The organism is Streptomyces sp. NBC_00019 (assembly GCF_045041015.1).
Classification (GTDB): Bacteria; Actinomycetota; Actinomycetes; order Streptomycetales; family Streptomycetaceae; genus Streptomyces.
In genome coordinates this window covers 3,378,477-3,404,430 of sequence record NZ_CP108302.1, presented here as the reverse complement: position 1 = coordinate 3,404,430, position 25,954 = coordinate 3,378,477, and the positions used below count along the sequence as shown (strand labels likewise).

At 71.4% G+C, this 25,954-nt stretch carries 25 protein-coding genes, 1 other RNA gene and 1 pseudogene; 16 read left to right on the top strand and 11 right to left on the bottom strand.

Translation table 11 applies throughout. The features are described 5' to 3' along the window. Positions 1–70 precede the first annotated feature (70 nt). Positions 71–877 (bottom strand): DUF5336 domain-containing protein, encoded by an 807-nt coding sequence (locus tag OHU89_RS16210; protein ID WP_405643513.1) that lies wholly within the window; start codon positions 875–877, stop codon positions 71–73. A 167-nt stretch (positions 878–1,044) separates the two neighbouring features. Further along, positions 1,045–2,010, bottom strand: coding sequence for an N-acetylmuramoyl-L-alanine amidase (locus OHU89_RS16205; RefSeq protein WP_405643510.1), 966 nt, complete (start codon positions 2,008–2,010; stop codon positions 1,045–1,047). Between the two features lie 140 nt (positions 2,011–2,150). Between OHU89_RS16205 and OHU89_RS16200 the strand changes: the two genes are divergently transcribed. Next, positions 2,151–2,339, top strand: a complete 189-nt coding sequence (locus OHU89_RS16200) for a chaplin family protein (RefSeq protein ID WP_405643508.1) — start codon at positions 2,151–2,153, stop codon at positions 2,337–2,339. Between the two features lie 13 nt (positions 2,340–2,352). On the opposite strand, the gene OHU89_RS16195 is transcribed toward OHU89_RS16200, so the two are convergent. Next, positions 2,353–3,003: a class I SAM-dependent methyltransferase gene (locus tag OHU89_RS16195; protein WP_405643505.1), complete on the bottom strand. Its 651-nt coding sequence runs from the start codon at positions 3,001–3,003 to the stop codon at positions 2,353–2,355. Between the two features lie 229 nt (positions 3,004–3,232). Continuing rightward, on the bottom strand, positions 3,233–4,969 hold the full coding sequence (locus tag OHU89_RS16190; RefSeq protein WP_405643503.1) for an MFS transporter: 1,737 nt from the start codon (positions 4,967–4,969) through the stop codon (positions 3,233–3,235). A gap of 173 nt (positions 4,970–5,142) precedes the next feature. Between OHU89_RS16190 and OHU89_RS16185 the strand changes: the two genes are divergently transcribed. The 3 genes from OHU89_RS16185 to OHU89_RS16175 all read left to right on the top strand — a co-directional run bounded on the left by OHU89_RS16185 (position 5,143) and on the right by OHU89_RS16175 (position 8,207). Continuing rightward, entirely contained in the window at positions 5,143–6,699 is a 1,557-nt protein-coding gene (locus OHU89_RS16185) for an MFS transporter (protein ID WP_405643501.1), read from the top strand. Between the two features lie 156 nt (positions 6,700–6,855). Then, positions 6,856–7,395 carry a SigE family RNA polymerase sigma factor gene (locus tag OHU89_RS16180; protein WP_266893200.1) on the top strand — a complete coding sequence of 180 codons (540 nt, stop codon included), beginning with the start codon at positions 6,856–6,858 and terminating at the stop codon, positions 7,393–7,395. After that, a complete protein-coding gene (locus OHU89_RS16175; RefSeq protein WP_405643498.1) occupies positions 7,395–8,207 on the top strand; it encodes a hypothetical protein in 813 nt (270 codons plus the stop codon). The genes OHU89_RS16180 and OHU89_RS16175 overlap by 1 nt, the downstream gene beginning before the upstream one ends. An 83-nt stretch (positions 8,208–8,290) precedes the next feature. On the opposite strand, the gene OHU89_RS16170 is transcribed toward OHU89_RS16175, so the two are convergent. After that, positions 8,291–8,923 carry a response regulator gene (locus tag OHU89_RS16170; protein ID WP_405654511.1) on the bottom strand — a complete coding sequence of 211 codons (633 nt, stop codon included), beginning with the start codon at positions 8,921–8,923 and terminating at the stop codon, positions 8,291–8,293. Between the two features lie 91 nt (positions 8,924–9,014). Between OHU89_RS16170 and OHU89_RS16165 the strand changes: the two genes are divergently transcribed. Then, positions 9,015–9,506 (top strand): nucleotidyltransferase domain-containing protein, encoded by a 492-nt coding sequence (locus OHU89_RS16165; RefSeq protein WP_405643495.1) that lies wholly within the window; start codon positions 9,015–9,017, stop codon positions 9,504–9,506. Positions 9,507–9,651: 145 nt separating this feature from the next. Here the strand turns inward: OHU89_RS16165 and OHU89_RS16160 are convergent, their stop codons facing one another. After that, positions 9,652–10,914, bottom strand: coding sequence for a sensor histidine kinase (locus OHU89_RS16160; RefSeq protein ID WP_405643492.1), 1,263 nt, complete (start codon positions 10,912–10,914; stop codon positions 9,652–9,654). Between the two features lie 253 nt (positions 10,915–11,167). Here OHU89_RS16160 and OHU89_RS16155 point away from each other — a divergent pair, with 253 nt between their 5' ends. From OHU89_RS16155 to OHU89_RS16145, 3 genes are read left to right on the top strand one after another with little or no spacing between them, the layout of a single operon-like run. Then, positions 11,168–12,025 carry a MaoC/PaaZ C-terminal domain-containing protein gene (locus OHU89_RS16155; protein WP_405643489.1) on the top strand — a complete coding sequence of 286 codons (858 nt, stop codon included), beginning with the start codon at positions 11,168–11,170 and terminating at the stop codon, positions 12,023–12,025. Between the two features lie 29 nt (positions 12,026–12,054). Beyond that, positions 12,055–13,131 (top strand): Zn-dependent alcohol dehydrogenase, encoded by a 1,077-nt coding sequence (locus tag OHU89_RS16150; protein ID WP_405643487.1) that lies wholly within the window; start codon positions 12,055–12,057, stop codon positions 13,129–13,131. A 12-nt stretch (positions 13,132–13,143) separates the two neighbouring features. Further along, positions 13,144–14,082: a 3-oxoacyl-ACP reductase gene (locus OHU89_RS16145; protein WP_405643484.1), complete on the top strand. Its 939-nt coding sequence runs from the start codon at positions 13,144–13,146 to the stop codon at positions 14,080–14,082. Positions 14,083–14,406: 324 nt separating this feature from the next. On the opposite strand, the gene OHU89_RS16140 is transcribed toward OHU89_RS16145, so the two are convergent. Beyond that, on the bottom strand, positions 14,407–15,663 hold the full coding sequence (locus OHU89_RS16140; protein WP_405643481.1) for a hypothetical protein: 1,257 nt from the start codon (positions 15,661–15,663) through the stop codon (positions 14,407–14,409). A gap of 187 nt (positions 15,664–15,850) precedes the next feature. Here OHU89_RS16140 and OHU89_RS16135 point away from each other — a divergent pair, with 187 nt between their 5' ends. The 3 genes from OHU89_RS16135 to OHU89_RS16125 are packed head-to-tail and all read left to right on the top strand — an operon-like array spanning position 15,851 to position 18,663. Next, the gene (locus OHU89_RS16135; RefSeq protein ID WP_405643478.1) at positions 15,851–16,711 is read left to right on the top strand and encodes a Nif3-like dinuclear metal center hexameric protein; all 861 of its coding nucleotides are present in this window, start codon (positions 15,851–15,853) and stop codon (positions 16,709–16,711) included. After that, entirely contained in the window at positions 16,708–17,451 is a 744-nt protein-coding gene (locus tag OHU89_RS16130) for a zinc ribbon domain-containing protein (RefSeq protein WP_267016521.1), read from the top strand. The genes OHU89_RS16135 and OHU89_RS16130 overlap by 4 nt, the downstream gene beginning before the upstream one ends. A 12-nt stretch (positions 17,452–17,463) precedes the next feature. Continuing rightward, positions 17,464–18,663, top strand: coding sequence for a bifunctional RNase H/acid phosphatase (locus OHU89_RS16125; protein WP_405643475.1), 1,200 nt, complete (start codon positions 17,464–17,466; stop codon positions 18,661–18,663). On the opposite strand, the gene OHU89_RS16120 is transcribed toward OHU89_RS16125, so the two are convergent. Both OHU89_RS16120 and yaaA read right to left on the bottom strand, forming a co-directional pair. Continuing rightward, positions 18,635–19,312 carry a bifunctional 4-hydroxy-2-oxoglutarate aldolase/2-dehydro-3-deoxy-phosphogluconate aldolase gene (locus tag OHU89_RS16120; RefSeq protein WP_405643472.1) on the bottom strand — a complete coding sequence of 226 codons (678 nt, stop codon included), beginning with the start codon at positions 19,310–19,312 and terminating at the stop codon, positions 18,635–18,637. The genes OHU89_RS16125 and OHU89_RS16120 overlap by 29 nt on opposite strands. A gap of 59 nt (positions 19,313–19,371) precedes the next feature. Then, positions 19,372–20,154 (bottom strand): peroxide stress protein YaaA, encoded by a 783-nt coding sequence (gene yaaA, locus OHU89_RS16115; RefSeq protein WP_405643469.1) that lies wholly within the window; start codon positions 20,152–20,154, stop codon positions 19,372–19,374. A gap of 113 nt (positions 20,155–20,267) precedes the next feature. Between yaaA and OHU89_RS16110 the strand changes: the two genes are divergently transcribed. After that, entirely contained in the window at positions 20,268–21,695 is a 1,428-nt protein-coding gene (locus OHU89_RS16110) for an RNB domain-containing ribonuclease (protein ID WP_405643466.1), read from the top strand. On the opposite strand, the gene OHU89_RS16105 is transcribed toward OHU89_RS16110, so the two are convergent. Next, positions 21,643–22,251, bottom strand: coding sequence for a hypothetical protein (locus tag OHU89_RS16105; RefSeq protein WP_405643463.1), 609 nt, complete (start codon positions 22,249–22,251; stop codon positions 21,643–21,645). The two genes, OHU89_RS16110 and OHU89_RS16105, sit on opposite strands and share 53 nt — an antisense overlap. Continuing rightward, a complete protein-coding gene (locus tag OHU89_RS16100; protein WP_405643460.1) occupies positions 22,248–22,997 on the bottom strand; it encodes a MerR family transcriptional regulator in 750 nt (249 codons plus the stop codon). Before OHU89_RS16100 ends, OHU89_RS16105 begins: the two co-directional genes overlap by 4 nt. A gap of 165 nt (positions 22,998–23,162) precedes the next feature. On the opposite strand from OHU89_RS16100, the gene OHU89_RS16095 reads away from it, so the two are divergent. From OHU89_RS16095 to rnpB, 4 genes and pseudogenes are all read left to right on the top strand, one after another. Beyond that, on the top strand, positions 23,163–23,741 hold the full coding sequence (locus OHU89_RS16095) for a Uma2 family endonuclease (protein ID WP_405643457.1): 579 nt from the start codon (positions 23,163–23,165) through the stop codon (positions 23,739–23,741). Positions 23,742–23,786: 45 nt separating this feature from the next. Continuing rightward, positions 23,787–24,608: a helix-turn-helix domain-containing protein gene (locus OHU89_RS16090; protein WP_405643454.1), complete on the top strand. Its 822-nt coding sequence runs from the start codon at positions 23,787–23,789 to the stop codon at positions 24,606–24,608. A gap of 22 nt (positions 24,609–24,630) precedes the next feature. Then, positions 24,631–25,407: pseudogene (locus OHU89_RS16085) on the top strand (DMT family transporter); the annotation flags it as partial. Between the two features lie 115 nt (positions 25,408–25,522). After that, an RNA gene (gene rnpB, locus OHU89_RS16080) (RNase P RNA component class A) lies at positions 25,523–25,931 on the top strand. Positions 25,932–25,954 lie beyond the last annotated feature (23 nt).

Sequence of the window (25,954 nt, the reverse complement as noted above, 5' to 3'; positions counted from 1 at the left end):
CGAGGCGACTGTACGACAACGGCCCCCCGCCCGGAAGGGCGAGGGGCCGTGCGTTGATGTCGCTTCGGGATCAGCCGCGCTGGATGCCCGAGGTGTCCTGCAGTACGCCGCGACGGCCGTCCTGCGTCTGCGCGACCAGGTTGGCGCCGCGCTGCTCGACGGCCAGGTACCAGGTACCCGGGGCGAGTTCGGCGATCGGCGACTGCGAGCCGTCCTCCGAGAACAGGGGGCGCGCCACCGGCACCGCGAACCAGAACGGGGAGAAGTCCCCGGCCGGCTGGGGCGCCTGGGGCTGCGGCTGGCTCGGACCGGGCTGCGGCTGGCCGCCGTACGGCTGACCCGGCTGCGGCTGACCACCGTAGGGCTGCGGCTGACCCGGCTGCGGAGCGCCCGCGCCCGGGTAGCCGTAACCGCCGGGCGGCTGGGCGCCGTAGGGCTGGGGGGCGGCGGGGCGGGGGGCCGGGACGAGGGCGGCCTGGAGAGCGCCGACCAAGGGGGTGGCGACGGCGGCCGCGGCCAGGAGGAGCGACGCGATGAAGCCGAGGATGAGGCCAGAGCCGGCGTCGGTGTTGTCGCCGGAGTCCACCAGCGACCAGAACAAGCTCCAGGCGGCGAGGACCGTGAAGGCCACGCCGACCGTTCCGAGGTCAAGGCCGGCGACCTTGCGGGGCTGCGGCAGGCAGCGGCTGATCACGATCAGCGCGGCGCCGATGACCCCGCCCATGTAGATGCCGAGGCCCATGCCGAGGCTGTCCCACGCGTTCACGTCAAGGTCGTACCCGGAGACGGAGTAGAGCTCGAGGAACGACGCGATGAACAGCAGTACCGCTGCTCCGATCACCACGCCGTCGCCTCGAGTGAGGGAGCGGATATTCACTTCTAGGTCCTTCGGTTCAGTCGTCTCGTCATCGGCTTCGTTGGAGGCGTCGCTGTCACCATGTCGCCGTAAGGCCCCTGTGTGAAGCGCGGGGGTGGCCCCTCATCGTAAAGACGACCTTATCGTCCGTCCGACGAAGCTGTCCCCGGGGATCAACCCGCGGAACGCTACCCGCGCAGGAAACTCACAATCCCCTCAGAGATCCCCTGCGCCGCCTTCTGTCGCCAGGCACCGCTGGTCAACTGTGCCGCGTCCTTGGTATCGCGCATGTTGCCGCACTCGATGAACACCTTGGGAACCGTTGACAGATTGAGACCGCCGAGGTCCTTACGCGTGACCAGCCCGGTGCCGTCGCCGACGTAGTTGGAGGGGGCGCTGCCCGTGACGCGGACGAAGTTGCCGGCGATGCGCTCGCCGAGTTCGGCGGAGGAGGCGACGATCGGGCCGGTGTCGGCGCTGCCCGCCTTGACCTTGCCGGGGAGGATGACGTGGAAGCCGCGCTGGCCGGCGCCCGCGCCGTCCGCGTGGATCGACACCACGGCGTCCGCGTCCGCCTTGTTGCCGATGCTCGCCCGCTCGTCGATGCACGGGCCGTACGTCCGGTCGCCGTCCTGCGTCAGCTTCACCGTGGCGCCCTGTTTCTCCAGCAGGGTGCGCAGACGGTGGGCCACGTCGAGGGTGAACTTGGCTTCCGCGTAACCGGAGTTGGTGGAGGTGCCCGTGGTGTCGCACTCCTTCCAGCCCGTACCGATGTTCACCTTGCGGTTGATGTCGGCCGTGTGCTGGAAGTTGTTCGGGTTGTGACCCGGGTCGATGACGACGACCTTGCCCTTGAGGGGGCCGGAGGCGGCGGGTGCCGAAGTGGTGGGGGCGGAGCTCGGCTTCTCGTCGTCGGGCGCGGAGGTCGAGGACGTCGAGGGCGTCGAGGACGTCGAAGGAGAGGCCGGCGTGCTCGACGACGACGTCGGTGTCCCCACCGCCTCCTCGGAGCCTCCACCGGATCCGCCCACCGTCTCGTACACCAGCCACCCGAGCAGTGCGCCCGGGACGAGCGCGGCGACCGCGACGGTCAGGGGGCGGCGCCGGGAACGGCGGGGCTGGGGAGGATCGAAGTCCGGGCCTACGTACGACACGACAGCCACCCTAGCGGCGGGTCACCGGCACGGCAGGCGGGTGGCCGCCGAGCAGGTCGCTTCATCCGAACGGCACCGTCGGTGTCGCTCACGGCTGGGTGATATGCCGAGAATCGCCCATGAGTTCATATATGCGTGTCATGGCGAGTGTCCTCAGCGCCGTCGCCGGGACGGTCGTGCTGGGCGCGCCGACGGCCCAGGCCGCCGCGTTCCCCTGCGCGCCGCCGGAAGACGTCTGTGCCGTCGACCACGTCTACGGTCAGCCGGGCGTCGGCACGGGCAATGTCATCCAGACCCCGGTCGACATCGACATCAACGTGAAGCCCTGAGACCCGCGGCGCCTCAGATCCCTGCACCCACCCGCCGCAGCACGCGCAGCGTGTCCGTGGCGGACACCTCCGTGAATGCCCCTGACTCCAGCGCCCGCAGATAGATCCGGTACGGCGCCTGGCCGGTGAACTCGTCCTTCGGGTCCGGGTGCACGTCGTGGATGAGGAGCAGTCCGCCCTCCGCGACATGGGGCGCCCAGCCCTCGTAGTCGGCGCCCGCGTGCTCGTCGGTGTGGCCGCCGTCGATGAAGACGAGGGCGAGGGGGGAGCTCCAGATCTTCGCGATCTGCGGGGAACGGCCGACCAGGGCCACGATGTGGTCCTCCAGGCCCGCCTTGTGCAGGGTCCGGCGGAACGTCGGCAGGGTGTCCATCAGGCCGATCTCGGGGTCGACCGTCTCGGGGTCGTGGTACTCCCAGCCGGGCTGCTGCTCCTCGCTGCCGCGGTGGTGGTCGACGGTCAGCGCGGTGACACCGGCCGAGCGGGCCGCGTCGGCGAGCAGGATCGCGGAGCGGCCGCAGTACGTGCCGACCTCCAGGAGCGGCAGCCCGAGAGCGCCGGCCTCGACGGCGGCCGTGTAGAAGGCGAGGCCCTCGTCCACCGGCATGAATCCCTTCGCCGCCTCGAACGCGGCCAGGATCTCGGGCTTGGGTGCCGCGGTCATGGGCGGGGGCCTTCCGGTCGTACGGGTCTGTGGGCGCCCCATGCTGCCGTACCCCCTGGCCGGCGGGCGACAGGGGGTACGGCGGGGTGGGGCCGGAACGCGATCAGGGCGCCCCGGGGCGTACTCGGCCATCCGTGAGCAACTGGGTCCACTGGGACTTGGCTGTACGTCCACACCCGGCCCACCTGTCCCGGAGGCCCCGCAAGACCGCGTCCGGCGAACCCTTCGCTCAGGGTGCGGAGACCGTCTCACCCGGCAGCGACAGGTCCAGGGCGACCGCGCTCTCGTCGCCCGCGTGGGTCGCCGACGAGGCGAGCGGGCCGTGGCCGGTGGCGCGGGCGGCCAGGACGTACGCGCCCTGGGACGGGACCGCGAGGGCGTAACTGCCGTCCTCGTCGGAGAGCGTCGCGCCCGCCTGGCGGCCGCGGCGGTCGATGAGCGTGACCTTGGCGCGGGGGACCGGGGTGCCCTCGGCGTCCAGGACCCGGCCGCGGAATCCGCGCAGGGCCTCCTCGGCGCGCGCCAGGTTGTCCTCCTCCTCGCTGCTCGCCCGCAGTTGGGGCGCACGGTTCGGCTTCGGCAGGAACAGGGCCATCAGCAGACCGACCGCCACCGCACCGGTCGCGATGAGGAAGGAGACGCGGAAACCGTGCATGGTCGGGATCGCGACGCCGTTCACGGTGTTCGCCGTGTTGGCCAGCACCATGCCGATGACGGCGCTCGACACCGACGTACCGATGGATCGCATCAGCGTGTTGAGGCCGTTGGCCGCGCCCGTCTCCGAGGCCGGGACCGCGCCGACGATCAGGGCGGGGAGCGAGGAGTAGGCGAGGCCGATGCCCGCACCGAGGACGACGGCGATGACCAGGCTCTGCCAGGCGGCGCTCATGAGACCCAGACCCGCTCCGTAGCCGATCGCGATGATCAGCATGCCGAGGATGAGGGTGGTCTTGGGGCCGTACTTCGCGGACAGACGGGCGTAGACCGGCGCCGTGAACATCATCGTCAGGCCCAGCGGGGCGACCAGCAGTCCGGCGACGACCATCGACTGGCCGAGGCCGTAGCCGGTGGCCTTCGGGAGCTGGAGGAGCTGGGGGAGGACCAGCGAGACGACGTAGAAGCTGACCCCGACCATGATCGACGCGAGGTTGGTGAAGAGGACGGCCGGGCGGGCCGTGGTGCGCAGGTCGACGAGCGGCGCCTTGGTGCGCAGCTCGAAGACGCCCCACAGGAGCAGTACGAGGGCCGACGCGGCGAACAGGCCGAGCGTGGTGCCCGAGGTCCAGCCCCAGTCGCTGCCCTTGGTGATGGGCAGGAGGAAGAGGACCAGGCCGGTGGAGAGACCGAACGCGCCGAGCACGTCGAAGGAGCCCTCGGCGCGCATGGGGGATTCCGGTACGACGAGGAGGGTGAGGGCGATGGAGAGCGCGCCGAGGCCCGCGGCACCGTAGAAGAGGGCGTGCCAGTCGGCGTGCTGGGCGATCAGGGCCGCCAGCGGCAGGGCGAGGCCGCCGCCGACGCCGATCGAGGAGCTCATCAGGGCCATCGCCGAGCCGAGCTTCTCGCGGGGCAGCATGTCGCGCATCAGCCCGATGCCGAGGGGGATCGCGCCCATCGCGAAGCCCTGGAGGGTACGGCCGACGATCATGACGATCAGGTCGCTGGTGAGCGCGCTGACCAGCGCGCCGACCACCATCACCGCCAGGCTGACGATCAGCAGCCGGCGCTTGCCGTACAGGTCGCCGAGGCGGCCCATGATCGGAGTGGCCACGGCGCCCGAGAGAAGCGTGGAGGTCAGGACCCAGGTGGCGTTGCTGGGCTCGGTGTCGAGGAGCTGGGGCAGGTCCTTGATGACCGGGACGAGCAGGGTCTGCATCACCGCGACGACGATGCCCGCGAAGGCGAGCACCGGGACGAGGGCGCCGCTCGCCGGGCGGCTGGGCTGATCGGTCGGCGTAGATCTCATGTGAGTGGCCAACCCGGTGTGCTGGGGCAACTATTCCGATGCTTTGGCCAGCTAACGATTTCTTTATCTTCTCTTGAAGGAGAGGCGAGCCCAGGCCCGGCCCGGCCTAGGTCCTCCTGCGGGGGCGGACTGGGCCGAAATCCCGATGCCGGGGGCATCCGGCGGTTGAGACCATGACGGCCATGCCGGAAGCCGCCGCAGTAACCCGTGCCCCCCGTCCACGTACGAAGCCTCCCGTCTGGCTGGTCGTGGCGCTCGCGTGCGCCGGACAGTTCCTCGTCGTGCTCGACATGTCCGTCGTCAACGTGGCACTGCCGTCGGTACGGGCCGACCTGGCCCTGAGCGAGCAGGGCCTGCAGTGGGTGGTGAACGCGTACGCGATCGCCTTCGCCGGGTTCATGCTGCTCGGCGGGCGGGCCGGCGACCTGTACGGGCGCAAGCGGATGTTCCTGGTCGGGCTCGGCCTGTTCACGCTCGCCTCGCTGGGCGGCGGACTGGCCCAGGACGGCTGGCAGCTGCTGGTCGCACGGGCCGTGCAGGGGCTGGGCGCGGCGGTGCTGGCGCCCTCGACACTGACGATCGTCACGTCCGCGGTACCCGAGGGGGCGGCACGCGCGCGTGCCATAGCGACCTGGACGGCGGTGGGTGCGGGCGGCGGAGCGGCGGGCGGGTTCGTCGGCGGGGTGCTGGTGGACGTGTGGTCGTGGCGCTGGACGCTGCTGGTCAACGTGCCGGTCGGCGCGGTCCTCCTCCTCGGCGCCCTGTGGTGGCTGGCCGAGAACCGGGCCGGGAACGGGCGCCGACTCGACCTGCCCGGCGCGGTGCTGGTGACGGCGGGGCTGGCGGCTTCGGCGTACGGCATCTCGCAGACGGAGGCCGAGGGGTGGACGTCGGCGGCGACGGTGGTCCCGCTCATGGTCGGGGTGGCGCTGATCGGAGTGTTCCTGCTGGTCGAGGCGCGTACGGCGGCCCCGCTGATGCCGCTCGGACTGCTGCGCCGACGCTCGGTGGCGTCCGCCAACGTGGCGATGTTCCTGAGCGGCTCCGCGATGTTCTGCATGTGGTTCTTCATGACGCTGTACGCCCAGAACGTGCTCGGCTACTCCCCGACCGAGGCCGGTCTCGCCCTGGTGCCGAGCTCCCTGGCGATCGTGCTGGCGTCGAAGGCGGCGCCACGGTTCATGCGAGTGCTGGGCGAGCGGAACGTGGCGGTGCTGGGGACCCTCGTGGCTGTGGCCGGGTTCGCCTGGCAGTCGACGATGAGTGTGGACGGGGACTACGTCGTCACGATCATGATCCCCGGCATCCTGATGATGCTCGGAGCCGGTCTCGCCACGACACCCCTGGCCGCGCTGGCCACGTCGGGGGCGGCGCCCGGGGAGGCGGGACTGGTGTCGGGCCTGGTCAACACCTCGCGCACGATGGGCGGCTCACTGGGACTCGCGGTGATGTCGACGCTGGCGGCGGCGCGGACGGCGGGGAGCACGGGGCGGGAGGCGCTGACGGAGGGGTATGCGCTGGTGTTCCGGACGGGGGCCGGGGTGTTGGTGGGCGGGGCGGTGGTGATGTTGGTGTGGCTGCCGCGGAGGGTTCCGGCGGCGGTGGCGGTTCCGGTGGCCGTTCCGGTGCTGGCTCCGGTGTCGGGGGAGGCCGAGGACGAGATGGGGGAGGGGCCGGGGGCGGGGGCGGGGTCAGAGGCAGAGACGGGTCGGAAGTTTTCCGCGGAGTGAGACGGGGGGCGGGGGAGCAGCTCGCCGGTGAACGCTCCGAGGTCGGCGGCCAGGTGGGCGGGAGGATTCCGGCGGGCGAAAAGATTTCCCCCGACTGAGGCAACGGTCTGGGCGGCCCATGGACTCCTTTAGACATCTAGGAGGTGGGAGGTGCCCATGGGGGATCGAAAAGAGGCTCGGGACGAGGAGTTCCAGAGCTTCGTCATCGGCCGCTGGCCGCGGCTGATGCGGACGGCATTTCTCCTCACGGGGGAGCAGCACGGCGCGGAGGACCTGGTCCAGTCGACCCTGGAACAGGTCTACGTGGCCTGGCGCAGAGTCGGCTCGGCCGACGACCCGGAGGCGTATGTACGGCGCGTGATGATCAACGCGCACGCACGAAAACACCGTCGACGGCTCCGGGAGTTCCTGGCGCCCAAGGACGACTCGGGCCTCGTACGCGAGATCGCCGACACCGGCGACCGCATCGCCCAGGCCGAGGACCGCAACGCCCTGCTGAAGGCGTTGTCCCAGTTGCCGCCACGGCAGCGCGAGGCGGTCGTCCTGCGCTACTGGGAGGACCTCACCGAGACACAGACCGCCGAGGCGATGGGCTGTTCCGTCGGCTCGGTGAAGAGCAACGCGGCCAAGGGAATCGCGAAACTCCGCGCCATACCGGGGCTGGCCGACGTCGTGACGCAGGGAGGGCGGAAGTGATGAACGCGGACCGGGAGACGAACCACGACATGACGAACGGTGACATCGCCTCCATGCTGGCCGGAGCCGCGGACGAGGTCGAGATCGGTATAGCCCCCTACGAGGCGGTCATTCGCGGCGGCCGTCGCCGCAAGGCCCGCCGCTGGGCGGTCGCCGCGGCCACGGCCCTGGTGCTCGCCGGTTCCTCGGCGACGCTCGCGGTGGCGGGACTGCCGGGCGGGGACCGGACGGTGGCACCGGCGGCGACGCAGTCGGCGACGCCCGCACCCGACCTGTTCACCCCCACCCGGACGACCCTCGCGACCGGCACGGAGAACGGCAAGGAGTGGCGGGTCGCCATCGACGTCTGGGCCGCGCCGCGGACCGAGGCGCAGGCGGCGGGTCAGTTTGCGGCGATGGGTGAGTACGGCGATGCGCCGGCCGGGACGAAGCCCTCCGAACTGATCGGCAAGAGGTCGTACCTCGTGTACTTCAGCAACGGCGACGAGCGGCGGAAGACGTTCGAGGACCTGTTCACGAAGCACGACACCATGGCGGGCACGGACCTCCAGTCCGCCTCGACCCCCTTCGACATCGACACCGACGGTCCGGAACGCCTGGTCATCGGCATGGTCGGCAAGAACGCCCAGCAGGTCACCTGCACCTGGAAGAACGGCACGGCGACCAAGGTCGACAGGGCCCCGCAGAACGAGGACACCAGCACCGACACCCCGGCGATCCGCCCGGCGGAGGGTTCCCCGGTGGACTGGTTCGTCTGCCTGGCCCCGGAGGGCACGGCGGCGCAGTCGGCGGAGGTGACGAGGGTGCGGTAACGGGGTGCGGGGTGGGGGCGGTTCTGCCCAGCACCGGGTTTGGACGGTGGCAGCGGCGGGGGCGTGGGCGTCGAGGGCTCCCGTCACACCCACCCCTGCTGTCGAGCCTCCCGCAGTGCCTCCATCCGGTTGCGGGTGGCGGTCTTGCCGATGGCGGAGGAGAGGTAGTTGCGGACGGTGGACTCGGAGAGGTGGAGGGCGGAGGCGATGTCGGCGACCGTCGCCCCGTCCGCCGAGGCGCTCAGTACGTCGCACTCGCGGGAGGTGAGGGGGTTGGGGCCGGCGCTGAGGGCGGCCGCGGCGAGGGCGGAGTCGATGACCGTCTCGCCGGTCAGGACACGGCGGATGGAGGAGGCCAGTTCCTCGACGGGGCCGTCCTTCACCAGGAAGCCCGCGGCGCCGGCCTCCATGGCCCGGCGGAGATAGCCGGGGCGGCCGAAGGTGGTGAGGATCAGGACCCGGCAGTCGGGGGCCTCGTCACGGAGCTCGGCGGCGGCGTCGAGGCCGCTCTTGCCGGGCAGTTCGATGTCGAGAAGCGCGACGTCCGGGCGGTGGATCAGCGCCGCGTCCACGATCTCGTCGCCGGCCCCCACCTGGGCCACGACCTCGATGTCCGCCTCCATGCCGAGCAGCAGCGCGAGCGCGCCCCGCATCATCCCCTGGTCCTCGGCGAGCAGAACCCTGATGGACTTGGTGGGCCGGTGGTCCCGGGGCATCTCGTTCACGGCCCAAGGGTAGGGCGCGGGGGCCGGGTGTGCTCGGCGCGGAGTCGTGCCGGTGTGCCTTGCACCTAACATGCTCCAAGTGATGTCGGCCGATGACGTGTTGTCCGTGCTCGCCCTGCTGCGGCGGGCGCATGTGGAGGTCTGGGTCGGTGGAGGCTGGGGCATCGACGCGCTGGTCGGTGAGCAGACCCGGGACCATCGCGACCTCGACCTGATGCACCGCCTGGAGCAGGAGCCGGCCGTCACGGCGGCCCTGTCCGAGGCCGGGTACGTGGAGAGCCTCGACTGGCGCCCCGTCCGCTTCGTCGTGACGGCCCCGGACGGCAGGGAGATCGATCTGCACCCGCTGGTCTTCGACGAGGACGGCTCCGCGACGCAGGCTTCCTTCGACCCGCAGAACCCCTTCCCCTACCCCGCCTCCGCCTTCGTGACCGGCACCATCGGATCCACCCCGGTCCCCTGCCTCTCCGCCGCCCAGCAGGTCCATTTCCACCAGGGCTACGAGCCGACGCCCCGAGACCGCCACGACATGGCACAACTCCGCCGCGCCTTCAATATCCCCACGCACTTCTGACCCACCCCACCCCGCAGATCGGCGATCGGCAGATCCGTCCCAGCCCCAGCCCGCCCCACCTGCGCCTTTCTCCTCCAGTCCTGAGACCCATCTGCCAATCACTCCCGCCCCCGGGCCCTGCCCCCGGGCTCCTCACCCGGGCCCCTCACCCCACCGTCACCACCTCCCGCTCCAGTACCTCCACCGGGAGCTCCGCCTCCACCACGAACCCGCCCCTCGGGCCCGGGCCCGCCTCCAGTCGCCCGCCCGCTGCCGCGAGGCGTTCGGCCAGACCCTTCAGTCCGGTGCCGGCGGAGCCCACCGCATCGACCGGCCCCCGCCCGTCGTCCACCACCCGCAGCCGCACCCGTTCCGCCGTCCCCTCCACCGCGATCTCGCACCGTGAAGCCCCGCTGTGCCGCACCGCGTTGGTCACGGCCTCCCGTACGACCCAGCTCAGCAGCGTCTCCGTGTGGGCGGTCAGGGGTGGGCCGGAGTGGCGTACGACGGGTTCGACGGACGCGGCCTCCAGGGCCGAGCGGGCGCGGTCCAGCTCTGTGCTGAGGCTTCCCTCGCGGTAGCCGGTCACCGCCTCGCGGATCTCGGTGAGCGCCTGGCGGCCGACGGACTCGATGTCGGTGATCTGGGCGAGGGCCGCGTCCATGTCGCGGGAGGCCAGACGGCGGGCGGCCTCCGACTTGACCACGATCACGGACAGGGTGTGGCCGAGGAGGTCGTGGAGGTCACGGGAGAAGCGCAGGCGCTCCTTCTCGACCGCGCGCCGGGCCAGTTCCTCGCGGGCGGCGCGCAACTCCCGTACCGCTTCGGAGAGGGACAGGATCGCCGCGGTCACCATCGTCGAAAGGAAGGTGGCGTATCCGATGTTCACCGCGTCCCAGCCGTCCTGGACCGCGGAGACGGCCACCGCGAGTGCGGTGAGGCCGAGCCCGGTACGGCCGAGCCAAGGGCCCCGGGTCACGGCGCCCGTGGCCAGTCCGAGCAGCGGGAAGAAGAACAGCCAGTTGCCGCCGTAGCCGATGGCCAGGGCGCAGGTGACCACGCCCATCAGGACGAGCGCGACCCGGGTCGAGCGGGCCTCGCGCTTCTCCTTCACGAAGGCGCGGAAGACGACGTAGATGTAGAGGGAGTTGAAGGCGAGCAGGCCGAGGGCGCCCAGCCATGGCTGGGGTGTTCCGGCCTGGAAGATGTTGGAGAAGGCGCCCATTCCCATCAGCAGCCAGGGGAGGAAGGAGAAGCCGGTGGGCGGTGGGCCCGGGTCCTCGACCGGCACGCCGGTCTTGCGGGCGGTGCGCTGGTCGGCCTTGAAGCGTTCCATGTCCGACTTCCAGTCCGCCCGCGCCACCTGCCACGCGTCCATACGGCACGACGTCTTCCGCAACCACGACCCGTTCCCGCTGTCCTGTGTCATGGCTCCCACGCTACGAACCCGCCCACGTGCGCGGCAGAGGGACATGTACGGAATCCGGCAGTACAAATGTCATGAGGCCCAGCATCTGACATGCCGTCAGTAGTCTTCACAACTTCTGAGAGCTGGGCTATACAGGGGTCGCCGTACTGGAACGCGTTCTAGAACGAGCGCGGAGGCACGGACCCGTGAACGACCTCGGTGCGGCCGACGGTGCGGACGGCCGCACCGAGGTCTCTGAGCCCCCAGGAGCCCCATGCCCATCGACGCCGCAAAGGCAGTGGCCGCCGAACCCAGGACGGGCGAGATCGCCTGGAACTCCAAGGACGTGCAGCTCTACCACCTCGGCATCGGAGCAGGCGTCCCGGCGACGGACCCGGACGAGCTGCGCTACACCCTCGAGTCACGACTGCATGTCCTGCCGAGCTTCGCCACCGTCGCCGGCTCCGGCTCGCCCGGCGTGATCAGCGGTCTGTCCATGCCCGGCATCGAGGTCGACCTCGCCAAGGTCCTGCACGGCGGCCAGTCGCTGACCATCCACCGCCCGCTGCCCGTCGCGGGCACCGCCACCGCCACCGGCCGTATCGCCGCGGTCCACGACAAGGGCAAGGCCGCGGTCCTCGTCATGCGCACCGAGGTCGCCGACGCCGACGGCCCGTTGTGGACCAACGACGCCCAGATCTTCGTGCGGGGAGAAGGGGGCTGGGGTGGCGACCGGGGGCCGTCCGGCCGCCTCGACCCGCCCTCCGGCGAGCCGGACCGGGTCGTCGAGCGGGCCGTCCGTGAGGACCAGGCCCTGCTCTACCGCCTCTCCGGCGACTGGAACCCGCTGCACGCCGACCCCGAGTTCGCCAAGGTCGCCGGGTTCGAGCGGCCCATCCTGCACGGGCTGTGCACCTACGGCATCACGCTCAAGGCGGTCGTCGACACCGTGCTGGGCGGGGACGTGGCGCGGGTGCGCTCGTACGTCACCCGGTTCGCCGGGGTCGTGTACCCGGGGGAGACCCTGCGCATCCGGATGTGGGAACAGCAGGACGCCGTACGGGTCGCCGTGAGCGCCGTCGAGCGGGACGACGCGCCCGTCCTCGCCGACACCGTCGTCGAACACACCTGAGCACACCAGCCGTTGAGGGGAGCCGCACCATGCGCGCAGCCGTACTGCACGAGATCGGCCAGGACAAGCTGGAGATCCTCGACGACGTCGAGGCGGTGGGGTTCGGTCCCGGAAAGGTCAGGATCAGGGTGCGGGCCGCGGGGCTGTGCCACTCGGACCTGTCCGGGATGAGCGGCGTGCTGCCGCAGCCCGCGCCCTTCGTACCCGGTCACGAGGGCGCGGGCGAGATCCTCGAAGTCGGAGAGGGCGTCGGCAACTTGAAGGCCGGTGACCGGGTCGTCGTCTGCTGGCTGCCCGCCTGCGGCGCGTGTCCGGCGTGCAAGCGCGGCCAGACCGAGCTGTGTCTGGCCGGGTTCATGAACGCCGGCACCCCCAACTTCAGGCGCCCCGCCGGAGACGTCTTCGGCATGGCCGGCACCGGCACCTTCACCGAGGAGGTCGTCGTCGACGCGGGCTGCGCGGTGCCGATCCCCGACGACGTGCCCTTCGACATCGCCGCGCTGATCGGCTGCGGAGTCACCACGGGTCTTGGCGCCGCCCTCAACACCGCCGACGTACAGGCCGGTTCGTCCGTCGCCGTCATCGGCTGCGGCGGTGTCGGCATCTCCGCGATCCAGGGCGCCCGGCTCAAGGGCGCGGCGGAGATCGTGGCCGTCGACCCGGTGCTCTCCCGCCGGGAGTCCGCCCTCAAGTTCGGTGCCACCAGGGCCGTTTCCCCCGACGAGCTGGCCGACGCCAAGCAACAGGTCACCGCGGGCGAGGGCTTCGACTACGTCTTCGAGGTCGTCGGCAGGTCCGCCACGGCGCGCACCGCGTACGACAACACCCGGCGCGGCGGCACCCTGGTCGTCGTCGGCGCGGGCGCCATGGACGACAACCTCCAGCTCAACATGTTCGAGCTGTTCTTCGACGAGAAGCGGATCCTGCCCTCCATGTACGGCGGCGGTGACGTCCTGACCTCCTACGAGCGGACCATCGCCCTGTGGCGGGCGGGCCGCGTCGACCTGGCGGGCCTGATCACCCACCGCGTCCCGCTGGCCGACATCAACGAGGCCCTGGACCAGATGCGCACCGGCACCTCGCTGCGCACCTGCATAGAGATCTGAGGAACTCCGGGTATGTCACTGCCACTTGAGGGGCTCTCCGCGATCGTCACCGGCGCCGGACGCGGCCTCGGCCGGGCCGAGGCGCTCGAACTCGCCCGGCTCGGTGCCGCCGTCGTCGTCAACGACTACGGGCAGCCCGGCCGCGACGGCTCCGGCGAGGCCTCCGCGGGCCCCGCCGAGGAGGTCGCCGCCGAGATCCGCGCGGCGGGCGGCAAGGCGCTCGCCCACACCGGGGACGTCTCCGACTTCCCACAGGCCCAGCGACTCGTCCAGTCGGCCGTCGAGGAGTTCGGCAAGCTCGACATCCTCGTCAACAACGCGGGCATCCTGCGCGACCGCATGGTCTTCTCCATGACCGAGCAGGAGTGGGACTCGGTGATCCGGGTCCATCTCAAGGGCCACTTCAACACCACCCGCTTCGCCGCCGCGCACTGGCGCGAGAGGTCCAAGGCGGTGGACGGGCCGGTGTACGGGCGGATCGTGAACACCTCGTCGGAGGCGTTCCTCGCGGGTTCGGCCGGACAGCCCAACTACGCCGCCGCGAAAGGCGGAATCGTCGGGCTCACCACCTCCACGGCGCTCGCCCTCGCCAAGTACGGCGTCACCGCGAACGCCATCTGCCCGCGCGCCCGCACCCGGATGACCGAGGACGTCTTCGCGGGCTTCGAAGCGCCCGACGCCGGGCTCGACCCCCTCGCCCCCGAGCATGTCGCCCCGCTCGTCGGTTACCTGGCCTCACCCGCCGCCGCACGCGTCAACGGCCAGCTGCTGGTCGTACACGGAGGGATGGTCGCCCTGGTCGACCGCCCGCGTGTGCAGGCCAAGTTCGACAGCAAGCAGGAGACCTTCACCTACGACGAACTGGACGCGCTGCTCACCCCGCACTACGCGGCGCGGCCGCCGGGGGAGACGTTCGCGGCGGCGGAGGTGCTGGGGCTCAAGCGGGAGTAGACATACGGAACGGGAGTAGACATACGAAGGGGCCCGCGTGTCAGGCGACACGCGGACCCCTTCTTCGTACCGTCAGGCAGCCTTTTCGGCTTCCTCGACCGGCTTGCGGTGCCGGCCCCGAGGGGCCGAATCGCCGTCGTGAGCCGAGACCTGCCCCCGGTGCCGACCGTGGCCGGACGACTGCTGGACATCGGTGCGCGGCGGCTGAATCGTGCTTGCGTCGCTCATCGGAAGAACTCACCCCGTCAACATGATCTTTCTAACAGCCGGGCGAGTTTAACCAACCGACCACGGGGCGAATCCAGGCGGCCACGCCAACCGGCACTAGTTCGTTACAAGACCACCCAACGCCGTTTTCCCGAGGCTCTTCTGCGCCACTTTCCCGAGCGCTTCCAACGGCGCCTTCCCGAGTGGCACCGGTCTCAGTACCGCGGGCTCCGGGGGATCCGGTTGCGACGGCCCGTCCGAGTCCGACGGCCTCCCCGGCGTCGACTCGTCGGCCGTCGCGTCCCGGACCGGATCCCCCGGGCCCGCGTCCCCCGTCCTTCCCCCGCCCCCCGGTTCCCCCGTGGGCACCGTCAACTCCGCCACCGCGCACGGCGCTTCGTCCGTCGCGTACGGCAGTCGCAGCACCCCGTCCCGCGTCCACAGCCCGGCGCCCGTCAACCACCCCATGGGCGCCGCGAGATGGTGCACCTGCCGCCCGTTCGGCCGCCACATGCCGACCCAGCTGCCCACCGGCCCGTCGATCCGCAGCGCCACCGCACAGTTCTCCGGCATCAGCACCTGCCCCGGCTGGACGGCGAACGGCGTCACCACGCACTCGGGCAGCCGCAGGCTCTCCGGGAAACGCACCGGCAGCGTGCTGCCGAGCACCCCCCAGCCGAGCCGCTCCTCACCGGGCGCGTCCGAACGGATCAGCAGCAGCCTGCTGTCCGGGTCGGCGAGCAGCAGCCGGTCGTCACTGCCGGCGGAGATCTGCAGCAGCGGCGACACCTCACCGCCCCGCTCCAGATCGACCACGATCGCCTTGGTGAACCCCCCGACCTCCCGGTCCAGGGCCAGCATCCGCCCCGCCCGGTCCAGCCACACCCCGCCCGAGCAGCGCCCCGGGACCTCCGCGAGGTGCTCGGGCCCGAAGGCGCCCCCCGCCACCAGCCACACCGCGGTCGAGTGCCGGCCCGCGGCGAGGGCGTACGCCTTCTCGCCCCCCGGCGCGGGCGGCAGCAGCCACAGCCGGGTGCCCTCCTCCGGGCACTCGACCGCCCCGAGCGGCAGCTCACCGGTGGCGGGAACGGTCGGGTAGAGCAGCGAGAAGTTGTGCCGCCCGTCCGCGAACCGCCTGATCAGAACCCGTCCGTCGCCCATCGGCTGCACCTCGGTGCCCGGCTCCTCCGGCTGGTTGCCGGGCAGCGGTACCGCGTACGGCTCGGGGCCGTCCAGCGTCCAGCGCTCCGGGAACCAAGAGTCGCCGTCCAGCGTGAGGCGGGCGGCGTACGCGCCGTCCGCGGTGATCGTGCAGCCAGCCTGCGGCGTACCGTCCTCGTCCGCCGCCGTGGGCTCGATCGCACAGGCCGTCATCGTTCGGTCACCTCCGGCCACGAAGCTAGTTTCGCACGCACGGACGTGGGACGAGCTGACGGCCACTTCACACAAAGGGATGGCACAGGAACGATTCGCCTGAGGAAAACGGGACGATTGTGCTGGGCGGGGTCATCGGGAGCCGGACCGGTACATCGGCACAGACCAGCCAGGTAGCCTTTGCCCCGTGCCCCGTCTGTCTGAAGTCATCACCGCGCTGGAGAACCTGTGGCCCGCCGAGCGGGCCGAGTCCTGGGACGCGGTCGGCACCGTCGTGGGCGACCCCGACCAGGAGGTCTCGCGGGTCCTGTTCGCCGTCGACCCGGTCCAGGAGATCGTCGACGAGGCGGTGAAGCTGGGCGCCGACCTGCTGGTCACCCACCACCCGCTCTATCTGCGCGGTACGACCACGGTCGCGGCGACCCACTTCAAGGGCCGCGTCGTCCACACGCTCATCAAGAACGACATCGCCCTGCACGTGGCGCACACGAACGCGGACACGGCGGACCCCGGGGTGAGCGACGCGCTCGCGGGCGCGCTGGACCTCCGGGTCGTACGACCGCTGGTGCCGGACCCCTCCGACAAGGAGGGCCGCCGAGGCCTCGGCCGGATCTGCGAGCTGGACCACCCCCTTTCGCTGAAGGACTTCGCCGCACGGGCCGCCGCCCGGCTCCCCGCCACCGCGCAGGGCATCCGCGTCGCCGGCGACCCCGAGGCGGTCGTCCGCACGGTCGCCGTCAGCGGCGGCTCCGGCGACAGCCTCTTCGACGTCGTACGCGCCGCCGGCGTCGACGCCTTCCTCACCGCGGACCTCCGCCACCACCCGGCATCCGAGGCCCGAGCCCAAACCCCTCTCGCGTTGCTCGACGCGGCGCACTGGGCCACCGAATGGCCCTGGTGCGAGCTGGCCGCGACCCAGCTCGACGAGATCTCCGACCGCCACGGATGGGGCCTGCGGGTCCACGTCTCCAAGACGGTCACCGACCCCTGGACCGCCCACGCGGCGTCCGCCACCGACACCACCGACTCACTGGGAGCCCCCAACTGAACGCCGCGCCCGCCGACCAGATCCGTCTCCTCGAGGTCCAGGGCCTCGACGTCCGCCTCCAGCAGCTCGCGCACAAGCGCAAGTCGCTGCCCGAGCACGCCGAGATCGAGTCGCTGACCAAGGACCACACCCAACTGCGTGACCTGCTGGTCGCCGCGCAGACCGAGGAGAGCGACACCGCCCGCGAGCAGACCAAGGCCGAGCAGGACGTGGACCAGGTGCGTCAGCGCGCCACCCGCGACCAGCAGCGCCTGGACTCCGGGGCCGCCACCTCCCCGAAGGACCTGGAGAACCTCCAGCGCGAGATCACCTCCCTCGCCAAGCGCCAGGGCGACCTGGAGGACATCGTCCTGGAGGTCATGGAGCGCCGGGAGTCCGCGCAGGAGCGGGTCGTCGAGCTGACCGAGCGGGTCGGCGCGGTGCAGGGCAAGGTCGACGACGCGACGGCCCGCCGGGAGGCGGCGTTCGAGGGCATCGACAACGAGGTCGCCACCGTCACCAAGGAGCGCGAGGTCATCGCGGGCACGATCCCCGCGGACCTGCTCAAGCTCTACGACAAGCTGCGCGAGCAGCAGGGCGGCATCGGTGCGGCGAAGCTGTACCAGCGCACCTGCCAGGGCTGCCGCCAGGAGCTGGCGATCACCGACATCAACGAGATCCGTGCGGCCGCGCCGGACACGGTCGTCCGCTGCGAGAACTGCCGTCGCATCCTGGTGCGTACGTCCGAGTCCGGCCTGTAAGGAGCGTTGCGCGTGCGGGAGTTCATCGTCGAGGCCGACGGCGGGTCCCGGGGCAACCCCGGACCCGCGGGCTACGGCTCGGTGGTCATCGACGCGGCGACCGGCGAGACGTTGGCGGAGCGGGCCGAGTACATCGGCGTCGCGACGAACAACGTCGCCGAGTACCGGGGCCTGGTGGCCGGCCTCCGCGCCGCGCACGAACTGGACCCCGCCGCCTCCGTCCATGTCCGCATGGACTCCAAGCTCGTCGTCGAGCAGATGTCGGGCCGCTGGAAGATCAAGCACCCGGACATGAAGCCGCTCGCGATGGAGGCGGGGCGGGTGTATCCGGCGGACCAGGTGACGTACGAATGGATCCCGCGGGAGCGCAACAAGCACGCGGACCGGCTCGCCAACGAGGCGATGGATGCGGGGAAGCGGGGGGAGCAGTGGTCGGCGTCGGACTCGACGGCGGAGCTGGACGCGGCCGCCTCTTCGTCCCGCCGCGGAGCGGTGGAGTCTTTGGGCGGCGGAGCCGCTGAGGCCGAGGCTGATGTGCGTGCCGCGAAGGTGGTGGCCAGCCCCGGGTGGGCGCCGGCCGACATGGGGGCGCCCGCGACCTTTGTGCTGCTACGGCACGGGGAGACGCCGTTGACGCCTCAGAAGCGCTTCTCCGGGAGTGGAGGGACCGATCCGTCCCTGTCCGACGTGGGGCGTGGGCAGGCCGAGCGGGTCGCCGCCGCGCTCGCCCGGCGTGGCACGGTCCAGGAGATCCTCGCCTCGCCCCTCACCCGTACCCGGGAGACCGCCGCCGCCGTGGCCGAGCGGCTCGGGCTCGACGTGACCGTCGAGGACGGGCTCCGGGAGACCGACTTCGGGGCGTGGGAGGGGCTCACCTTCGCCGAGGTACGGGAGCGCTACCCCGACGACCTCAACACCTGGCTCTCCGACCCGGACGCCGAACCCACCGGCGGCGGTGAGAGCTTCGCGGCCACGGCCACCCGTATCGCGGCGACGAGGGACAAGCTGGTCGCGGCGTACGCGGGACGTACGGTCCTGCTCGTCACGCATGTCACGCCGATCAAGACGTTCGTACGACTCGCGCTCGGCGCCCCGCCGGAGTCCCTGTTCCGGATGGAGCTGTCGGCCGCGTCCCTGTCCGCCGTGGCGTACTACGCCGACGGCAACGCGAGCGTGCGGCTCTTCAACGACACGTCCCACCTGCGTCCCTGAGCCCCGACGCCGCGCGGGCCAGCTCTTCGATCCGGTCCCAGTCCCGCGCGGCGACCGCATCCGCGGGCAGCATCCACGTTCCGCCCACGCAACCGACGTTGGGCAGGGACAGATACTCCGGTGCGTTCGCCGGACCGATACCCCCCGTAGGGCAGAACCGCGCCTGAGGCAGCGGACCGGCCAGCGACTTCAGATACGCCGTCCCGCCCGCCGCCTGCGCCGGGAAGAACTTCATCTCCCGCACCCCGCGCTCCAGCAGCGCCACGACCTCCGACACCGTGGACACCCCCGGCAGGAACGGCACCCCGGACGCCCGCATCGCGGTCAGCAGTACGTCGGTCCAGCCCGGGCTGACCAGAAACCGCGCCCCGGCCCGCACGCACTGCGTCACCTGCTCCGGCGTCACGACCGTCCCCGCCCCGACCACCGCGCCGGGTACACCGTCGGCGATGGCCCGGATCGCCTCCAGCGCGACCGGCGTCCGCAAGGTCACCTCGATCGCCGGCAGCCCTCCGGCGACCAGCGCCCGCGCCAGCGGCACGGCATCGGAGGCGTCCTCGATGACGACGACGGGCACGACGGGCGCGAGGTCGAGCACGGAGGCGTACGGCGAGGAGGGCAGCGGGGAGGAGGGCAGCGGCGAGGTCATGGCCTCATCGTGCCCAGGGGAAGCGATAGCTGCAACGAGCGTTGCAGATGCTGCAACCGTCAGTGGATCTCGTCCACGAGAACGTCCAGCGTCCAGGCCTTCCCGGCCCCCTTCGGCGGCGCCACCTCCACCACGTACCCCAGGTCCCGCAACGCCTCCACCAGCTCGGCAGGCCCCGCCGGCGCGATGCCCGCCGACAGCAGACTCCGTACGATCCGCCCCTTGGTCGCCTTGTTGAAGTGGCTGACCACCTTGCGCGTCGGCGCGTGCAGCACCCGCACGCTCGCCGTCCGCCCGGCCACCTCACCCTTCGGCTTCCACGCCGCCGCGTACGCCGAGGACCGCAGATCCAGCACCAGCCCGTTCCCGGCGGCCTCGGGAAGCGCCGCCGCCATCGGCGTACGCCAGTGCGCGCCCAGCGCTCCGAGGCCGGGCAGCTTCACGCCCATGGAGCACCGGTACGAGGGGATCCTGTCGGCGACCCCGACGGCACCCCACAGCCCCGAGAAGACGAGCAGCTGACGGGCGGCCCGCTTCTTGGCGGCCGTGTCGAGGGAGGACAGCTCCAGAGCGTCGTACAGCACACCTGTGTAGATCTCCCCGGCGGGCCGTGCCCCGGCGGTCCGCAGTTCGGTGTTCTTGCCGACCTCGCCCCGCAGCCCCTCGCTCAGCCCGAGCACCTCACGCGCCTTGCCCTCGTCACCGGCGCACAGCTCGACGAGCTCGCCGAGAACGGCCTCACGGGCCTCGGTCAGCCCCGGCAGCGACAACGACTCCAGCTTCAGCGGGGCGCCACGACCGGAGGAGGCCTTGCCTTCGGACGGCGGCAGCAGGACAAGCACGGGCGGGATCTCCTTCGGTAGCGGCGGTAGCAGCTGTAACGGCTGTAGATCCTGTACAGCTCTGCGACAGCGTACGGCGTGCTCCTCGGGGTTCCCGGCCCTACGCTCGCTGTATGCCCCGCCGCCACATCCGCGTGACCGGCGCCCTCGAAGCCCCCCTCCGGGCCGCCCTCACAGCGCTGCGCACCGAACTGGGAGTGCCGGAGACGTATCCGCCGGAGGCCTCGGCGGACGCCGGGACACCTCCCGCGCGCCCCTCGTACGACGCCACCGACATCCCCCTGTTCACGATCGACCCGCCCACCTCCACCGACCTCGACCAGGCGATGCACCTCTCCCGCCAGGGCACCGGCTACCGCGTCCGGTACGCCATCGCGGACGTCGCCGCCTTCGTCACCCCCGGGTCGGCGCTCGACGCGGAGACGCACCGCCGCGTGATGACCCTCTACTTCCCGGACGAGAAGGTCCCCCTGCACCCCGTCTCCCTCAGCGAGGGCGCGGCCAGTCTGCTCCCGGACCGGACGCGCCCGGCCGCCCTGTGGACGATCGACCTCGACGCGGACGGCCGTACCGTCGCCGTCGACGTCCGCCGCGCCCTGGTCCGCAGCCGGGCCAAGCTGAACTACGAGGGCGTACAGAAGGAGATCGACTCGAAGACGGCCGAGGAGCCACTGGCGCTGCTGGAGGTGATCGGACGGCTGCGGGAGGAGCTGGAGGTGGAGCGGGGCGGGATCTCGCTGAACGTCCCCGAACAGGAGATCGTCGAGCGGGACGGGACGTACGAACTGACGTACCGCGCCCCGCTCCCCGCCGACGGCTGGAACGCCCAGATCTCCCTCCTGACCGGGATGGCGGCGGCGGACCTGATGCTGGGGCACGGCACCGGCGTCCTGCGCACCCTCCCCGCCGCCCCCGACGGCGCGGTCGGCCGCCTGCGCCGCACGGCCCACGCCCTGCACATCGACTGGCCGCACCACGTGTCGTACGCGGCGCTGGTCCGCTCCCTGGACCCGCATGTCCCGCACCACGCGGCGTTCCTCCAGGAGTGCACGACGCTGCTGCGGGGCGCGGGCTACACGGTCTTCAGGGACGGCGTACTGCCCGACATCACCACCCACTCGGCGGTGGCCGCGCCCTACGCCCACTGCACGGCACCACTGCGCCGCCTGGCCGACCGGTACGCGTCGGAGATCTGCCTCGCGGCGGTCGCGGGGGAGCCGGTGCCCGACTGGGTCCTGGCCGCGTTCGATGCGCTGCCTCGCGAAATGGCCGAGGGCGGCCGGCGCGCGGGCGCGGTGGAACGGGCCTGCGTGGACATCGTCGAGGCGGCCCTGCTGAAGGACCGGGTGGGGGAGGTGTTCGACGGGTGCGTGGTGGAACTGGAGGAGCGTCGACCGACAGTGGGCGTGGTGCAGTTGGAGTCACCGGCGGTGATCGGACGCGTCGAGGGCGCCGGTCTGTCCCTGGGCGAGCGGCTCCGGGTCCGCCTCACACAGGCCGACCCGGAACCTGCTCCGACCGTGCGTTTCGTGCCTGCGTGATCGCGCGTACGAGCTCGCCGGGTTCGTCGGCGTGGAAGCGGACGAGGCGGATCTGCTTCGGGCGCCCGAGGAAGGTGAAGTGACGGACTGGCTGGGCCAGTTCGAGGGTGACGGTGGTCCGTGCGCCCATGGCGAGGTCGAGTTCGCCGTCGGCGCGCTGGTGGGTGGCGCGCAACTCGCGCCGTACGCCGGTGATTTGGTGCAGCGGTATGCGCAGGTCGACGTGCGCGGCGCGGCGGATGCGGAGGGAGTCGGCGTAGAGCACGTGGGGCCGTACGGCGTTGGCCGCGTGCATGCCGATGACGAGGACGATGGTGTAGACGTCCAGGACGAGGACGGGCGTGTGCACGGCGGGCAGATCCCGCAGCAGCACGGACATCGTCACCGACTCGATCACGCACACGAACGCCAACCCGAACATCAACGGCCCCTCGCCACGGGCGTATCCGAATCCTCGTCCGTGCCGGGTCTGGTGCGTCCGCCGGGCCACCCACAGCGCGAGGCTGACGAACAGCCGCAGTTCATGCCGTACGAGGGCGGAGGCCGCTGTCTTCATGTCTCCTCCGTGAGGATGCGCATGGCGCGACGGATGGCCTCCGCCTGGGCCGGGGCGAAGTCGGCGTAGAAGGCGCGCAGGAAGCTGCTGCCGTGGTCCAGGGAGACGGCTTCGGGGAGCAGTTCGCGCGGTGTGCTCTCGGCGAGCTTGCGGGCGGCGTCGTCCACGCGAGGATCGTCGACGGAGGCTTCGGCGAGCGCGTCGAGGAGCGCGTACGCCTCGTTGGCCTTGGCCACCCCTTCGGGCGAGGCGAGCACGGAGCTCACCGCCGACAGCATCCGCTCCCGCTCCTCCGGACCCGCGGCGGCCTCGATGAGGGCGAGCACCTCGCGGTCCTTGGCGGCCATGGGGGAGTCGGACAGCGGGGCCATCTCACTGAACAGCGCGGCGAGTTCGGGGGAGACGGGCCCTTCGGCGGGCAGCCCGTCGGCGTCCAGCAGCGCCCGCAACCGTACGCGCCGCTCCCGGATCGCCGCCTCCTGCCGGGCGAGATCCTCGTCCAGCTCCTGGAGGATCTCGGTGAGCTCCTTCTCCGTGTCATCGGCCAGCACGTCCCGCACCTCCGCGAGCCCCAGCCCCAACTCGGTCAGCCGCCGGATCCGCGCGAGCACGACGGCGTGCCGCAGGGTGTAGTCCCGATACCCGTTGCCCAGCCGTTCCGGTTCGGGCAGCAGCCCCTGATGGTGGTAGTGCCGCACGGTCCGCGTGGTGACGCCGACGGCGGCGGCGAGTTCTCCGATCCGCATGGGATCAGTAGAGACGTTGACGTTGCGGCAGGGTCAAGCACACGGTTCGACGTGCCTGACGGTGGCCGGGAACGTGTGCCACGATCGAGGGAACGGTTTCCGATCTCACGGACAGGTGATCAGCCGATGTCCCAGTCTGGCGAGCGACAGAAGGAGGGGCGTGACATGACTGCCATGGCCCACGAGCCGCTCACGCAGGCGGACGTCCTGCTCGAGGGCTTTCTCGCCCTGGACGCTCCGGAGGGTTTCCGGGCCGAGCTGATCGAGGGGGAGATCGTCGTGACGCCGCCGCCGGACGGGGACCACGAGGACTACATCGGACTGATCGTGGAGCAGGTGCACCAGCAGTCCCGAACCAGGATGCAGTTCGCCGGAAACAAGGGGCTGAAGCTGGAGAGCAGGGGTGACTGCCCGAAAGACCGCCTGATCCCGGACGGCACCTTCGCCCCCAGGGAACTGCGGCTCTACCGGGGCGCCGACTCCTGGATGCCCTGCCAAGGGGTAGCCATGGTCCTTGAGGTGACGTCCACCAAGCCCAAGGCCGACCGCGAGGCCAAACGCCGCTGCTACGCCCGCGGTGGCATCCCCCTGTATCTGCTGGTCGACCGTGAGGCCACCTCGATCACTCTCTTCAGCGACCCGGAGAAGGATGACTACCGCGAGCAGTGCACCCGGCCTTTCGGGAAGCCGCTCGCGCTCCCTGAGCCGTTCTCCTTCGACCTCGAGACAGCGGACTTTCTCTGAGTACCCCGGCGTTGCACCCTGAGGACGACGGACAGGGGGCACCGCGTGGAGCAGGCGCTGTGGACCAGGGCGAGGCTGGGCCGTTGCGGTCCGCGCCTGGACCTTCTGACGGCCCGCTTCGACAAGCATGCCTACGCCCCGCACGCCCATGACGAGTTCACGGTCGGCGTCTGTGTGGGCGGCTCGGAGATCATCGACTACCGGGGCGGACACATCCGTACGGGGCCGGGCAGCATCGTCGTACTGGCGCCGGGGGAGGTGCACACGGGCGGCCCCGGAAACGCCACGGACGGCTACGCGTACCGGGCCCTGTACGCGGAGACCGGCCTGCTGAGGGACGGGATCCTGGGCCCGGAGGCCCCGCACTTCCGTGAGCCGCTGATAGACGACCCCGAGCTGGCCGCGGCGTTGCGCAGCACACATACGGACTTGAGCGCCTGCCCCGACCCACTGGAGGCGGAGTCCCGCCTCCCGTGGCTGCTCACGGCACTGGCCCGCCGTCACTCGTCATCCCGCCCGGCGTCGGACACGGTGCCGGGTGCCGACCGCATCGCGCTCGCCGTACGAGACCGTCTGGCCGACGAACTGCTGGAACCGCCCTCGCTGGCGGACCTGGCCGCGGAACAGGGCATGTCCCGCTACCAATTGCTTCGTGCCTTCCGTACGACGATGGGGATCCCGCCGTACGCCTGGCTGGCCCAGCACCGGGTGCACCGAGCCCGACGCCTGCTGGAGTCGGGCATCCGCCCCGCCGATGTGGCGTCGCTGGTGGGCTTCGCGGACCAGGCGCACCTCACGCGGTGGTTCCGGCGGGTGCTGGGGGTGACGCCGGCGGCGTACCGCAACAGCGTTCAAGACGCCGGCTGAGACGGCGGCCGAAACTGCCCGCATGACTGCACGCGGCTGGTTCCTGTTCTCCCTGATGGGAGTGGTCTGGGGCATCCCCTACCTGATGATCAAGGTGGCGGTGGAGGCCCCGCTGTCCCCGTCGGTGGTGGTGTTCACGCGATGCGCACTGGGCGCGGCGCTGCTGCTGCCGTTCGCGGCGAGGGGCTTGGCGGGGACCGTCAGGTCGTTCTGGAAGCCGATGCTGGCCTTCGCCTGCATCGAGATCATCGGCCCGTGGTTCACGCTCACGGACGCCGAACGCCATCTGTCCAGCTCGACGGCGGGTCTGCTGATCGCCGGGGTGCCGATCGTGGGCGTGGCACTGGCCCGCTTCTTCGGCGACACGGAGCGGCTGGGGGCGAGGCGGTTGACGGGTCTGGGGCTGGGCCTGGCGGGAGTGGGGGTCCTGACCGTCCCGCATCTGACGGGCGGGGACGCCCGCTCGCTGGCGGAGGTGCTGGTGACGGTGGTGGGCTACGCGACGGCGCCCCTGATAGCGGCACGGCACCTGAGGAATGTCCCGTCCTTGCAGCTCACGGCATCCTGCCTGGGCCTGGCAGCGCTGGTGTACGCAACGCCGGCCGCGATGACCTGGCCTTCCACGGTGCCCTCGCCCACCGTCCTGCTGGCCCTGGCGGGCCTGGGCGTGATCTGCACGGCGGTGGCGTTCGTCGCCTTCCTGGAGCTGATCAAGGAGGTCGGCCCGACCCGCTCGACGGTGATCACGTACGTCAACCCGGCGGTGGCGGTGGCGGCGGGCGCGCTGTTCCTGGACGAGCAGCTGACGCTGGGCGTGGGGGCGGCGTTCGCCCTGATCCTGGCGGGCTCGGTCCTGGCGACAGCGGCCGGTCCTGCGAGGGACGAGGGCCCGGTAACATGGTCGACACGGCAGACGAGCCGGGCGGACGGCCGCGTGGAGTCCCCTTGATGGGGGGGCTTCCCGAGGAACGTCCGGGCTCCACAGGGCAAGGTGGTGGCTAACGGCCACCCGGGGTGACCCGCGGGACAGTGCCACAGAAAACAGACCGCCGGGGACCTCGGTCCTCGGTAAGGGTGAAACGGTGGTGTAAGAGACCACCAGTGCCCAGGGTGACCTGGGCAGCTAGGTAAACCCCACCTGGAGCAAGGTCAAAAGGAGCGCCGTCAAACGCGCTCTGCGGGGACGTTCGAGGGCTGCCCGCCCGAGTCCCTGGGTAGACCGCACGAGGCCGGTGGCAACACCGACCCTAGATGGATGGCCGTCTCCCCGGCCGCCGCGAGGCGACCGGGCGACAGAACCCGGCGTATAGCCCGACTCGTCTGCCGCTCATGCCTTCCCCTCACCT

Bases quoted from the DNA above. Each gene is read 5' to 3' on its own strand.
- OHU89_RS16200 (WP_405643508.1), top strand. From the start codon at position 2,151: ATGGCGAGTGTCCTCAGCGCCGTCGCCGGGACGGTCGTGCTGGGCGCG.
- OHU89_RS16195 (WP_405643505.1), bottom strand. From the start codon at position 3,003: ATGACCGCGGCACCCAAGCCCGAGATCCTGGCCGCGTTCGAGGCGGCG.
- OHU89_RS16190 (WP_405643503.1), bottom strand. From the start codon at position 4,969: ATGAGATCTACGCCGACCGATCAGCCCAGCCGCCCGGCGAGCGGCGCC.
- OHU89_RS16185 (WP_405643501.1), top strand. From the start codon at position 5,143: ATGACGGCCATGCCGGAAGCCGCCGCAGTAACCCGTGCCCCCCGTCCA.
- OHU89_RS16180 (WP_266893200.1), top strand. From the start codon at position 6,856: ATGGGGGATCGAAAAGAGGCTCGGGACGAGGAGTTCCAGAGCTTCGTC.
- OHU89_RS16175 (WP_405643498.1), top strand. From the start codon at position 7,395: ATGAACGCGGACCGGGAGACGAACCACGACATGACGAACGGTGACATC.
- OHU89_RS16170 (WP_405654511.1), bottom strand. From the start codon at position 8,923: ATGCCCCGGGACCACCGGCCCACCAAGTCCATCAGGGTTCTGCTCGCC.
- OHU89_RS16165 (WP_405643495.1), top strand. From the start codon at position 9,015: ATGTCGGCCGATGACGTGTTGTCCGTGCTCGCCCTGCTGCGGCGGGCG.
- OHU89_RS16160 (WP_405643492.1), bottom strand. From the start codon at position 10,914: ATGACACAGGACAGCGGGAACGGGTCGTGGTTGCGGAAGACGTCGTGC.
- OHU89_RS16155 (WP_405643489.1), top strand. From the start codon at position 11,168: ATGCCCATCGACGCCGCAAAGGCAGTGGCCGCCGAACCCAGGACGGGC.
- OHU89_RS16150 (WP_405643487.1), top strand. From the start codon at position 12,055: ATGCGCGCAGCCGTACTGCACGAGATCGGCCAGGACAAGCTGGAGATC.
- OHU89_RS16145 (WP_405643484.1), top strand. From the start codon at position 13,144: ATGTCACTGCCACTTGAGGGGCTCTCCGCGATCGTCACCGGCGCCGGA.
- OHU89_RS16140 (WP_405643481.1), bottom strand. From the start codon at position 15,663: ATGACGGCCTGTGCGATCGAGCCCACGGCGGCGGACGAGGACGGTACG.
- OHU89_RS16120 (WP_405643472.1), bottom strand. From the start codon at position 19,312: ATGACCTCGCCGCTGCCCTCCTCCCCGCTGCCCTCCTCGCCGTACGCC.
- OHU89_RS16110 (WP_405643466.1), top strand. From the start codon at position 20,268: ATGCCCCGCCGCCACATCCGCGTGACCGGCGCCCTCGAAGCCCCCCTC.
- OHU89_RS16105 (WP_405643463.1), bottom strand. From the start codon at position 22,251: ATGAAGACAGCGGCCTCCGCCCTCGTACGGCATGAACTGCGGCTGTTC.
- OHU89_RS16100 (WP_405643460.1), bottom strand. From the start codon at position 22,997: ATGCGGATCGGAGAACTCGCCGCCGCCGTCGGCGTCACCACGCGGACC.
- OHU89_RS16095 (WP_405643457.1), top strand. From the start codon at position 23,163: ATGACTGCCATGGCCCACGAGCCGCTCACGCAGGCGGACGTCCTGCTC.